The following is an 11,066-nucleotide window of genomic DNA, read 5'->3' on the forward strand; positions in this document are numbered from 1 at the left end:
GCTGCGAAACCCCATTTAAACTGCACAAAAAGCAAGTTTCGTGGCATTTCACTTCGAGGAGGCCGTACATGGCCCTCAGCCCCAAGGGCCGCCGTGGCTACGCCGCCGGCGCGCTCGCCTTGATCGCTGCTCTCACGCTGTCCGCGTGCGGCAGCGGCGACTCCGGCTCGAGCTCCGGCACGACCAGCGCGAGCGCCTCCAGCGCGGGCGACGCCGGTGTCAAGCTCGTCCAGCCCGGCAAGCTCACGGTCTGCACGAACATCCCGTACGAGCCGTTCCAGTTCAAGGACGACAGCGGCAAGATCGTCGGGTTCGACGTGGACATCGTCGACCTGGCCGCGAAGAAGCTGGGCGTGACCCAGAACATCGTCGACATCGACTTCGCCGTCATCAAGAGCGGCGCGGCCATGGCGGCCGGCAAGTGCGACGTGGCCGCCGCCGGCATGACGATCACCCCCGAGCGGCAGAAGAACATCGACTTCTCCGACCCGTACTTCGACGCCACGCAGGCGCTGCTCGCCAAGAAGGGCACGGGCGCCAAGTCGCTGGAGGACGTCAAGGCCAAGAACCTCAAGCTGGGCGCCCAGGCCAGCACCACCGGCCTCGACTACGTCAAGAAGAACGGCTTCAACCCCACCGAGTACGCCGACTCCGCCAAGGAACTGCTGGCCCTGCAGGCCGGCCAGGCCGACGTGATCGTGCAGGACCTGCCGGTCGTGCTCACCTGGCTGAAGAAGCCGGAGATCGCCGAGAAGTTCGAGCTGGTCGCCAGCCTCGACACCGGCGAGCAGTACGGCATCGGCCTGAAGAAGGGCGCCGACCCGGTGCTGCTCAAGACGATCAATGAAGAGATCGCCAAGGCCAAGCAAGACGGCACCTACGAGAAGATCTACGTGAAGTGGTTCGGCAAGAAGCCCGGTGAGCTGGGCTGATCCATGGCCGACCAGCCGAAGACGGCTGAGCCTGCCCGTGCCAGGCTCAGCCCTCGGAAGAAGCAGCAGATCAGCCGGGGCATCCAGTACGTCGTCCTGATCGTCGCGCTCGTCGCGGTCGTGCTGTACGCCGACTGGGGCAGCCTGGCCCAGAACTTCGCCAAGCCGGAGGTCGCGGGCGCGGCACTGCCGGAGCTGTTCACCGTCGCGCTGCGCAACACGATCATCTACGCGGTCGGGGGGTTCATCTTCTCGTTCGTGGCAGGACTGGTGCTCGCGCTCATGCGGCTCTCCCAGGTCCGCCCGTACCGCTGGATCGCGATCGTCTACATCGAGATCTTCCGCGGGCTGCCCGCGCTGCTGATCTTCCTGTTGATCGTGTTCCTGCCGCTGGCGCTGCCCGGCTTCGAGGTGCCCTTCGGCACGTACGGCCAGGGCATCCTGGGGCTGGGCCTGGTCGGGTCGGCGTACCAGGCGGAGGTCTTCCGCGCGGGCCTGCAGGCCGTGCCGAAGGGGCAGACCGAGGCCGCGAGGTCGCTCGGCATGTCGGCCACGAGGGCACAGGTCACCGTGGTGATCCCGCAGGCCGTCAGGATGGTCATCCCGCCGACCACCAACCAGTTCGTCGCCCTGCTCAAGGACTCGTCGCTGGTGCTGTTCCTGGGCGTGTCCGGCGAGTACGTCGAGCTGGCCAAGTTCGGCAACGACCTGGCCTCCGAGCACGCCAACGCCACACCCATCATGGTCGCGGGCCTGACGTACCTGCTCGTCACGATTCCGCTGGGATATCTTGCCTCCCGGCTGGAGGGACGTAAGGGGAGGAACCGATGACGCACGCGATCGAGCTCAGGGACCTGCACAAGCACTTCGGCAGGAACGAGGTGCTCAAGGGCATCGACCTCGCCGTCGAGCCCGGCCAGGTGGTCTGCGTCATCGGCCCGTCGGGTTCGGGCAAGTCGACCCTTCTGCGCTGCGTGAACCTGCTGGAGCAGCCCACCAGGGGCAAGGTGTTCGTGAGCGGGGTCGAGGTGACCGACCCCGACGTGGACATCGACGCCATCAGACGGCACATCGGCATGGTGTTCCAGCAGTTCAACCTGTTCCCGCACATGACCGCGCTGCAGAACGTGATGATCGCCCAGCAGCGGGTGCTGAAGCGGGGCAGGCGCGAGGCCGAGGTCGTCGCCAGGGAGAACCTGGACAAGGTCGGCGTCGGCGCCAAGTGCGACGCCCTGCCGGGTCAGCTGTCCGGCGGTCAGCAGCAACGCGTGGCGATCGCCAGGGCACTGGCCATGAACCCCGACCTGATGCTGTTCGACGAGCCCACCTCGGCGCTCGACCCGGAGCTCGTCGGGGACGTCCTCACCGTCATGCGCAAGCTGGCGGAGGAGGGGATGACCATGCTCGTGGTCACCCACGAGATGGGGTTCGCGCGTGAGGTGGCCGACCGGGTGGTGTTCATGGACGGGGGCGTGGTCGTCGAGGACGGCGAGCCCGCGCAGGTGATCGGCGACCCGCGTCAGGAGCGCACCCGCGCCTTCCTGCACCGCGTCCTCCACCCCGAGGAGTGACCCACCGCCCGTACCCGTTCGGGAGCGCGCCCCGCAGGCTCGGGGGCGCGCTCCTCTCCTTCACAGGAAGCTCGGAACTCCTCCACAGGGACCTCAGCCGATTCCTCGTGTAATACTCCGGCATGGACCTCACCTCTTACGCCGAGTGGGCCCTGCGCCTGGTCAACGATCCCGATCCGCCGCCCGCCCTGCGGCCGCTGCGGGACGAGCTGGCCGCCGTGTTCGACGACGCCGCCGCGGGCGACGAGCAGGCCGCGGTCGCGCGGCTCAACGCCCTGCTCGTGCGCTATCCCGTACGCCCCCAGCTCACCGACCACGACGGCCGGGGCTGGCACCTGCACCTGGCCGAGGACGACGCGGCCCGCTCGGCGATGGGGCTGGCCTCGGTGGTGGCGGAGCTGGGCGTGGACCGGCTCGGCCGGTGCCTGGAGCCGCGCTGTGGCCAGGCGTTCCTGGACACCTCGTCCAACCGCTCCCGCCGCTACTGCTCCCCCCGCTGCGCCAGCCGCGCCAACGTGGCCGCCTTCCGCGCCCGCCGGCGCAACGGCGCCTGACCCGCCGTCCTCTCAGGGGCGCCGTCGCAGCAGCGGCCAGTAGCGCAGCACGACCCGTCCCACGATGTCCGGCACGGGCCCGAAGTCCCAGCTGTCGCGCCGCCCGGCGGCCCGCTGGTTGTCGCTCTCCAGCCACCACCCGCCCGCCTCGCGCCACCGGGCCCGCTTCACGATCAGCCGGTCCGGCTCGCCGGGAAGCCTGGCCACGACGACGTCGCCCGGCCGGACGGCGGCGTTCCTGCGGACGAGGAGCCAGTCGCCGGGGACCAGCGCGGGCCACATCGAATCGCCCTCGACCCGCACTCTCATGAGCCCAAGCGTAAGGCCCGCCGGGCACGGGGATCCCCCTCCCCCGTGGGCCTCCGGGGGCCGAGTAAGGTCGGTTGTGGACCAAGCTGATTCAGCATCAAGGAAGGACTCTCTGATGCTCGCACGACTGCTACGACCCAAGCAGGTCGTCTCCGCTCACTGCGACCTGCCCTGCGGGGTGTACGACCCCGCTCAGGCCCGCATCGAGGCCGAGTCGGTCAAGGCGATCATGGAAAAGTACGCCGGCAACGAGGACCCTGTCTTCCGCGCCCGCGCGCTGACCATCAAGGAGGAGCGGGCCGAGCTGGTCAAGCACCACCTGTGGGTGCTGTGGACCGACTACTTCAAGCCGCCGCACCTCGAGCAGTACCCTCAGCTCCACCAGCTCTTCTGGGACGCCACGAAGCTCGCGGGCGCCGCCGGCGCCAAGGGCACGGTCGACGTCGCGAAGGCGGAGGACCTGCTGGGCAAGATCGACGAAATCGCCAAGATCTTCTGGGAGACCAAGGCGGCCTAAATCGGCACATAAGGCTCTGCGTGGCTACGGCCGCGCAGAGCCTTTTCCGTTGATGGCGAGTCTGAATCGTCCAAGCACCTCCCAGGGGCGGTAAGTTGCAGTTGGCGTCGTTAACGCGAGGAGGAACGTGACCGAGGAAACCGAGACGCGCGCGGAGGGCGTGGAGGGCATCCGCGACGTGGTGAGCATCAGGCTCCCCGCCGCGAGCGCCTACCTGTCTGTGCTGCGTACGGCCACTGCCGGGCTGGCGGCGCGGCTTGACTTCACGCTCGACGAGATCGAGGATCTGCGGATCGCGGTCGACGAGGCGTGCGCCATGCTGCTCACCGAGGCGGTGCCGGGCACCGACCTCACCGCCGAGTTCGAGCTGACCGGGCAGGAGATGCAGGTCCGGGTCGAGGTGGCCACCGTCGGCAGCTCAGCTCCCAAGCGCGACGACTTCGCCTGGATGGTGCTGACCGCGCTGGCCGACGACGTCGACGCGGTGACCGACTCCCCTGATCGCATGGCCATCGTCCTGCGTAAGCGCCGAGGCGCGGCCCAGAGGACGGCGGGGCCGGCGTGACGGAAAGGACTGGAGCCATGGCCACCAGCGAACACGCCGTGCCCGACCGGGTCCGTGCCCGCATGCTCTTCGCCGAGCTGGCCGAGTTGGGCCCCGAGGAGCCGCGCCGCCAGCGCATCAGGGATGAGCTGGTCGAGCTTCACCTTCCGCTGGTCGAATACCTCGCCCGCCGCTTCCGCAACAGAGGCGAGTGGCTCGACGACCTGACGCAGGTCGCCACCATCGGCCTGATCAAGTCGATCGACCGCTTCGACCTCAACCGGGGCGTGGAGTTCTCGACGTACGCCACGCCCACCATCGTCGGCGAGATCAAGCGCCACTTCCGCGACAAGGGGTGGGCGGTGCGCGTGCCGCGCCGCCTGCAGGAGCTGAAGCTCTCGCTGACCAAGGCGATCAGCGATCTGTCGCAGCGCGAGGGCCGCGCGCCGACCGTGGCCGAGCTGGCCTCCTACCTCAAGATGACCGAGGAGGAGGTGCTCGAGGGCCTCGAGTCGGCCAACGCGTACTCGACCGTCTCTCTCGACGCGCCCGACTCCGGCGACGACGACGCCCCCGCGGTGTCCGACTCGCTCGGCATCGTGGACGAGTCGCTCGAGGGCGTCGAATACCGCGAGTCGCTCAAGCCGCTGCTGGAGCGCCTGCCGCCCCGCGAGAAGCGCATCCTGCTGCTGCGCTTCTTCGGCAACATGACGCAGTCGCAGATCGCCACCGAGCTGGGCATCTCGCAGATGCACGTCTCGCGCCTGCTGGCCCGCACGCTCGCACAGCTGCGCGAGGGCCTGACCGCCGAAGACTAGCCGTCGCCGTAGAGCGCGTGGGTGGTGGGGGGCGCCAGCAGCGCCGCGAGCCCGGCCAGGGCGACCACGATCAGCGGGATGCCGAGCTGCGCCTGGTCCGACTGGATGAGCGTGATGGCTATCGGCAGCATGAAGATCTGGGTCAGCACGCCGGGCGACCGCCCCCACCGCTCCATCTTGAACAGCCCGCCCCAGGCAACCCAGAGCAGCCCGGCGCCGATCAGCAGGCCGAAGGCCGACTCGGCGAGCGCGGTGGTCAGGTTGCCGGGAGTGCTGACCAGGGTCTCCACCGCGACGTAGATCCCGAGCCCGAGCGCCACCAGGCCCTCCAGGGCGACGATGGCGGCGGCGATGACGAGGGTGGCCGGACGACTGCTCACGCCCGTACCCTACCTCCCGGATCTCGCGGTGCGGGAAAGGGCCGTTCGGCCGATGAGAACGCTCCCGGCCAGCGGATACGCTGGCGATATGCGCGCCATGCTGCTGGTCAACCCCAAGGCCACGACCACCAACACCCGCACGCGCGACGTGCTGATCCGCGCGCTGGGCGCTGCCGTGGAGCTGGCGGTCGAGGAGACCGGCTACCGCGGTCACGCCGCGGCGCTGGCCGCCACCGCGCGGGCCAAGGGCTACGACGTGGTGGCGGTGCTCGGCGGCGACGGCACGATCAACGAGGCCGTCAACGGCCTGCTCAACCCGGTGAACGGCCACGAGGTCCCGTCCGACGACCCGAGCTCGGGCCGGCCCGCGCTCATCGTCATCCCCGGCGGCAGCGCCAACGTGTTCGCCCGCGCGCTGGGGCTGCCCAACGACCCGGTGGAGGCCACGGGCGCGGTGCTGGAGGCGCTGCGCGACGGCCGGCGCAAGACCGTGGGCCTGGGCCAGGCGCTGTGGGAGGGCCAGAGCCGCTACTTCACGTTCTGCTCGGGGATGGGATACGACGCCGAGGTTGTACGGGCCGTTGAGGGCCTGAGAGGCACCGGCCGAAAGGCTTCCCCGGCACGGTATGTGAACACCGCTCTACGGCACTATCTGGCCACGGACAAGCGACATCCGGCGATGACCCTGACCGGCCCCGGCATCCCGGCCGCCGAGGGCGTGTTCATGGCGATCATCTCCAACACCTCGCCGTGGACGTACGTCGGCGCCACGCCCGTCACGCCGACCCCGTGGGCCGGGTTCGACACCGGGCTCGACCTCCTGGGGCTGCGCCGCATGGGGCCGCTCGCGCTCGCGCCGTTGATCCGGCAGATGCTCACGGAGAGTGACAGCCTTCCGCGCGGCCGGCACCTCGTGCAACTCCATGACGAGCCCGAGTTCACGCTCACCGCGGACCGCCCCGTGGCCTTCCAGCTGGACGGGGACTACCTGGGCGAACGCGAAACAGTGACATTTCGGTCGACTCCCCACGCGTTACAAGTTTTCGTCTAGATGGTTACAATCGGTCATTGTGTGACGCATCCGACATCCATAACAGCCAAAACTTCGCGCCAACCCTCTTGCGTGCACTCAGCGTGGCTGACAGTCTCAAGACTGACGTCGGAACGTAGGACCTTTAACAACCCCGAGGTTCCTCCAGCGTCTCGCACGGGCATGCCCGGTCCTGACAGGTCCGGGTAATTGTTCGCGCGAGCTAGTGAAACTCTTCACAAAGTAGTAGCCGCACGGAGCCACCACAGGCTTCATCTACTAAGGAGTGGACGCATGGACTGGCGCCACCGAGCTGCCTGCCGTGACGTGGACCCCGAGCTGTTCTTCCCGATCGGCAACACCGGCCCGGCACTCATGCAGATCGAGGAGGCCAAGCAGGTCTGCCGATCCTGCCCGGCCGTCGACGCGTGCCTGAAGTGGGCCCTGGAGTCCGGCCAGGACGCCGGCGTCTGGGGCGGCCTGAGCGAGGACGAGCGCCGCGCGCTCAAGCGCCGCACCGCTCGCCACCGGGCCCGCCTCAGCGCCTGACCCGCACCGCACCACCGCCCGACTCAGCACCTGGCCCGCATCGCGCCGCCGCCGGGCTCCATGCCCGACCAGCATCGTGCGCACCACGCGGCCCCAGCCGCTGATCCGCACCCCCAAGCATCGCCCGTAGCCCTCGCGCGGCCCGGTCAGGCCGCCGGGAGCGGGATCGACAACGTCACCTCCGTGCCCCCTTCGAGCCGGGGCTGGATGGCCAGCCGGCCCGACAGCTCCCCCTCGACCAGCGTACGGACGATCTGCAGCCCCAGGCTGGTGGAGCCCTCCAGGTCGAACCCGGCGGGCAGCCCCCGGCCGTCGTCCCACACCGTGACCTTCAGCCGGTCGAGCGCCGGCTCGACCACCACTTCCAGCCGCTTCGGCCGCCCGTGCTGCACGGCGTTCTGCAGCAGCTCGGTCAGCGCCATGGCCAGCGGCGTCGCGATGAGCGAGGGCAGCACGCCGAACCCGCCGACCCGCTTCGGCGTGACGGCCGCCTCGGCCGCCGACACCTCACCCGTCATGGCGATCACGCGGTCGGCGATCTCGTCGAAGTCCACGAACTCCTCCGGCGCGTGCGACAGCGTCTCGTGGACGATCGCGATGGACCCGACCCGGCGTACCGCCTCCTCCAGCGCCTCGCGGCCCTCGGGCACCTGCAGCCGCCTGGCCTGGAGGCGGAGCAGCGCCGCCACGGTCTGCAGGTTGTTCTTCACCCGGTGGTGGATCTCGCGGATGGTGGCGTCCTTGGTCATCAGCTCGCGCTCGCGCCGGCGCAGCTCGGTCACGTCCCTGATGAGCACGAGCGCGCCGATGCGGCCGCCGCCGACGATCAGCGGGATCGCTCTGAGCTGCACGATCGTGCCGCCCGACTCGACCTCCGTCTCCTTGGCCGCGCGCCCGCTGGCCACGATCATGAGGTCCTCGTTGATCGGCTCGTCCGAGTAGCACAGCGTCGCGGTGACCCGGCCCAGCTCGGCCCCGACCAGGTCGGCGTGGAGGCCGAGCCGCCGGTAGGCGGACAGCGCGTTCGGCGACGCGTACGTGACGCGCCCGGCCCGGTCGAGCCTCAGCAGGCCGTCGCCGACGCGCGGCGAGCGCACCAGGATCGGCTCCTCGCCCGAGAACGGGAAGCGCCCCTCGGCCACCATCTGCGCCAGGTCGGACGCGCTCTGGAGGTAGGTCAGCTCCAGGCGGGACGGGGTACGCGCGGAGGAGAGGTTCGTGGAGCGCTGGATCACTCCCAGGAAGCGCCCCTCGCCGCCCTCGACGCTCCGCCGCACCGGGATGGTCTCCTCGCGCACCGGCACGCCCGTGGACCAGTCGGGATCGCCCTCGCGGCAGATCCGGCGCTCCTCCCAGGCGGTGTCGATGAGCTGGCGCTCGCCCTTGACCGCGACGGAGCCGACGATGTCGTCGTGGTAGACGGTGGGGCCCGTGGTGGGGCGCATCTGGGCGATCGCGATCCAGCCGCCCTCGCCCAGCAGCGGCGCCCACAGGATGAGGTCGGCGAAGGACAGGTCGGCCAGCAGCTGCCAGTCGGAGACCAGCGAGTGCAGCCAGTCGAGATCCGCCTCGTCGAGCGCGGTGTGGCGGGCTACGAGGTCGCTGAGTGTCGGCACAGGTGCATCATGCGTGGTTTTCCCCGCGACGACCAAACCGACCCCCTGTGGGAATGCGCGCCCACCGGCGCGGGCAGGACTCCGCACGGCACGATCGCGCGCCCGCTCACTGACCTGCTCTCTCGCACAGTGACCGCAGATACGGCGTCGTGCAGCCAACCAGACATATCGGGAATCTCATATTGTGAAAACCGTCACACTACCTCTACCGCTCTGACCAAGGACACGGCAGTACGGAGGTGATCGACACGGCCAGGTGGTTCCACCACGACACAGGTCACGCACCTGCCTCGGTTGCGATCGCGCGCACTGCTGTGGATATCCTTCACCATCAGCCTGAGCTGCCCGGATCCGTGCGTGCCGGCCGCCGTGCCCGCCCGGTGCCGGCCGACCGCCACGGCTGCCGGTTGACCGCTCGGGCCGAAGTGAGTTCCGATGATCTCGCGGTGACCAGACACGCCCTCACCGCCGTGGCAGAAGTGAAGGTGAGAGCGTGACCGACGACGGCCCCCGCGTACCGAAGTACTACGACGTCAAACGCAGCCTCCTGGAGCTCGTCAAGACGCTGGCGCCCGGCACGGCGCTGCCGCCGGAGCGCACGCTCGCCGTCCGCTTCGAGACCTCCCGCACCACGGTCAGGCAGGCGCTGACCGAGCTGGTGGTGGAGGGGCGGCTGCTGCGCATCCAGGGCAAGGGCACGTTCGTGGCCCAGCCGAAGGTCGCCCAGGTGCTCCAGCTCACCTCGTACATCGGCGACCTGCGCACGGCGGGCCTGGAGCCCGACACCAAGATCCTGGAGATCGGCTACATCACCGCCGACGAGGCCCTGGCCAGGCGGCTGGCCATCAACCCCGGCGGCCGGGTGCTGCGCATCCACCGGCTCAGGCTGGCCAACGGGGAGCCGGTCTCCATCGACACCACGCACCTGTCGGCACGCCGCTTCCCGCGGCTGCGGCGCGAGCTGGAGGTGCACGCCTCGCTGTACGAGACGCTGCACAACGCCTACAACGTGCGCCTGACGGACGCCGAGGAGATCATCGAGACCGTGCTGGCCACCCCGTACGACGCCAAGGCCCTCGGCGTCGACGTCGGCCTCCCCATGCTGCTCCTCACCCGCCACGCCTTCGACGCCGACGGCCATCCCGTCGAATGGGCCCAATCCCTCTACCGCGGCGACCGCTACAAGTTCGTCACCCGTCTTAGGCGTCCTTAGGATTCAGGGTTACGGCAGAGCCGGGTTGACCGCACGCGCCGTAGGTGGTCGCCCTCTGTCATGGCCGGTCGTGAAGGCTCACGTGGCGCTCGCCGTTACGAGCGAGACGTGGGCCGGCTTCTTCGGTGAGCCCTCACGTTGCAGGTTCCGTCCTCGGTGGGGCCTCGCGTTGTGGGTTCTGTCCTCGGTGGGGCCTCGCGTTGCGGGTCCTCCCCTGCGGGAGGCCTCGCGTTGTGGGTTCTGCTCTTTCGGCGCCCTCGGCTTGCGGGTTCTGTTCTTCGGTGGCTTCTAGGCTTGGTGCATGAGTGTGCTCGTCGTCACCGGGACCGGGTCCGGGGTGGGCAAGACCGTGGTCGTGGCGGCGCTCGCGGCGCTGGCGCTGCGGCGCGGGTCCTCGGTCGCCGTGGTGAAGCCCGCGCAGACCGGTGCCTGCCCGGACGAGGTCGGAGACGTCGATCGTGTCATCGAGCTGTCCGGGGTCACCACCACCTTCGAGACGCGGCGGTTCTCCGAGCCGCTGTCACCGGCCGCCGCCGCACGGGTGAGCGGAGCGGCCCCCGTGTCCCTGCTCGATGTCGGGCGGCTGGTGAGGGAGCTGGCCGAGAGCAGCCGGTTGGTCGTCGTCGAAGGCACGGGAGGGGTGCTCGAGCGGTTCGACGAGGACGGCGGGACCGTGGCCGACCTCGCGCGTGCCCTGGGCGCGCAGGTGCTCGTCGTGGTGGGGGTCGGGCGGGGGGCCGTCAACCAGGCCGCGCTCACGCTGGAGGCGCTGGCCCATCGGGGCGTCGAGCCGGTCGGGGTGGTGATCGGGCGGTGGCCGGCCGAGCCGGGGGTGGCCGAGCGGAGCTGCGTGGCCGACCTGGAGATGCTGGCCGCCCGGCCGCTGGCCGGCGTGCTGCCGGACGGGGCGGGGGAGCTCGGCCGGGAGGAGTTCGCCGAGGTCGCGCATGACGGGCTCGGCGCCATGCTGGGCGGCGGGTTCGACCCCGCCGGGTTCAGGGCGGCCTTGTGAGGGGTGGGGAAAACCCCACCA

Annotated in this window: 14 protein-coding genes; 11 read left to right on the forward strand and 3 right to left on the reverse strand. The window is 69.9% G+C overall.

Annotated elements, in window-relative coordinates; all coding sequences use genetic code 11:
* The first annotated feature begins 68 nt into the window (after positions 1 to 68).
* The 4 genes from FH608_RS48365 to FH608_RS48380 all read left to right on the forward strand — a co-directional run bounded on the left by FH608_RS48365 (position 69) and on the right by FH608_RS48380 (position 3,057).
* Complete coding sequence (locus tag FH608_RS48365) at positions 69 to 932, forward strand: ABC transporter substrate-binding protein (RefSeq protein WP_139637970.1); 864 nt, start codon at positions 69 to 71, stop codon at positions 930 to 932.
* Between the two features lie 3 nt (positions 933 to 935).
* Positions 936 to 1,763, forward strand: a complete 828-nt coding sequence (locus FH608_RS48370) for an amino acid ABC transporter permease (protein WP_139637971.1) — start codon at positions 936 to 938, stop codon at positions 1,761 to 1,763.
* Positions 1,760 to 2,503, forward strand: a complete 744-nt coding sequence (locus FH608_RS48375) for an amino acid ABC transporter ATP-binding protein (protein WP_139637972.1) — start codon at positions 1,760 to 1,762, stop codon at positions 2,501 to 2,503. Before FH608_RS48370 ends, FH608_RS48375 begins: the two co-directional genes overlap by 4 nt.
* 122 nt (positions 2,504 to 2,625) lie before the next feature.
* Complete coding sequence (locus tag FH608_RS48380; protein ID WP_139637973.1) at positions 2,626 to 3,057, forward strand: CGNR zinc finger domain-containing protein; 432 nt, start codon at positions 2,626 to 2,628, stop codon at positions 3,055 to 3,057.
* Between the two features lie 12 nt (positions 3,058 to 3,069).
* On the opposite strand, the gene FH608_RS48385 is transcribed toward FH608_RS48380, so the two are convergent.
* Positions 3,070 to 3,366 (reverse strand): S24 family peptidase, encoded by a 297-nt coding sequence (locus FH608_RS48385; protein WP_139637974.1) that lies wholly within the window; start codon positions 3,364 to 3,366, stop codon positions 3,070 to 3,072.
* Positions 3,367 to 3,481: 115 nt separating this feature from the next.
* On the opposite strand from FH608_RS48385, the gene sodN reads away from it, so the two are divergent.
* The 3 genes from sodN to FH608_RS48400 all read left to right on the forward strand — a co-directional run bounded on the left by sodN (position 3,482) and on the right by FH608_RS48400 (position 5,245).
* Positions 3,482 to 3,883, forward strand: coding sequence for a superoxide dismutase, Ni (sodN, locus tag FH608_RS48390; RefSeq protein WP_139637975.1), 402 nt, complete (start codon positions 3,482 to 3,484; stop codon positions 3,881 to 3,883).
* Positions 3,884 to 4,010: 127 nt separating this feature from the next.
* Entirely contained in the window at positions 4,011 to 4,448 is a 438-nt protein-coding gene (locus FH608_RS48395; protein ID WP_139637976.1) for an ATP-binding protein, read from the forward strand.
* 17 nt (positions 4,449 to 4,465) lie between these two features.
* Entirely contained in the window at positions 4,466 to 5,245 is a 780-nt protein-coding gene (locus FH608_RS48400; protein WP_176573444.1) for an RNA polymerase sigma factor SigF, read from the forward strand.
* On the opposite strand, the gene FH608_RS48405 is transcribed toward FH608_RS48400, so the two are convergent.
* Positions 5,242 to 5,625, reverse strand: a complete 384-nt coding sequence (locus FH608_RS48405) for a hypothetical protein (RefSeq protein WP_139637977.1) — start codon at positions 5,623 to 5,625, stop codon at positions 5,242 to 5,244. The two genes, FH608_RS48400 and FH608_RS48405, sit on opposite strands and share 4 nt — an antisense overlap.
* 88 nt (positions 5,626 to 5,713) lie before the next feature.
* Between FH608_RS48405 and FH608_RS48410 the strand changes: the two genes are divergently transcribed.
* Entirely contained in the window at positions 5,714 to 6,676 is a 963-nt protein-coding gene (locus FH608_RS48410) for a diacylglycerol/lipid kinase family protein (RefSeq protein WP_139637978.1), read from the forward strand.
* 273 nt (positions 6,677 to 6,949) lie between these two features.
* Entirely contained in the window at positions 6,950 to 7,204 is a 255-nt protein-coding gene (locus FH608_RS48415; protein WP_139637979.1) for a WhiB family transcriptional regulator, read from the forward strand.
* Between the two features lie 146 nt (positions 7,205 to 7,350).
* Here the strand turns inward: FH608_RS48415 and FH608_RS48420 are convergent, their stop codons facing one another.
* Positions 7,351 to 8,820 (reverse strand): PAS domain-containing sensor histidine kinase, encoded by a 1,470-nt coding sequence (locus FH608_RS48420; RefSeq protein WP_139637980.1) that lies wholly within the window; start codon positions 8,818 to 8,820, stop codon positions 7,351 to 7,353.
* 493 nt (positions 8,821 to 9,313) lie between these two features.
* Here FH608_RS48420 and FH608_RS48425 point away from each other — a divergent pair, with 493 nt between their 5' ends.
* Both FH608_RS48425 and bioD read left to right on the forward strand, forming a co-directional pair.
* Complete coding sequence (locus FH608_RS48425) at positions 9,314 to 10,033, forward strand: GntR family transcriptional regulator (protein WP_139637981.1); 720 nt, start codon at positions 9,314 to 9,316, stop codon at positions 10,031 to 10,033.
* A 301-nt stretch (positions 10,034 to 10,334) separates the two neighbouring features.
* Positions 10,335 to 11,045: a dethiobiotin synthase gene (gene bioD / locus FH608_RS48430; RefSeq protein WP_139637982.1), complete on the forward strand. Its 711-nt coding sequence runs from the start codon at positions 10,335 to 10,337 to the stop codon at positions 11,043 to 11,045.
* Positions 11,046 to 11,066 lie beyond the last annotated feature (21 nt).

This window comes from Nonomuraea phyllanthi, assembly GCF_006334985.2.
In the GTDB taxonomy this organism is placed as follows: domain Bacteria; phylum Actinomycetota; class Actinomycetes; order Streptosporangiales; family Streptosporangiaceae; genus Nonomuraea; species Nonomuraea phyllanthi.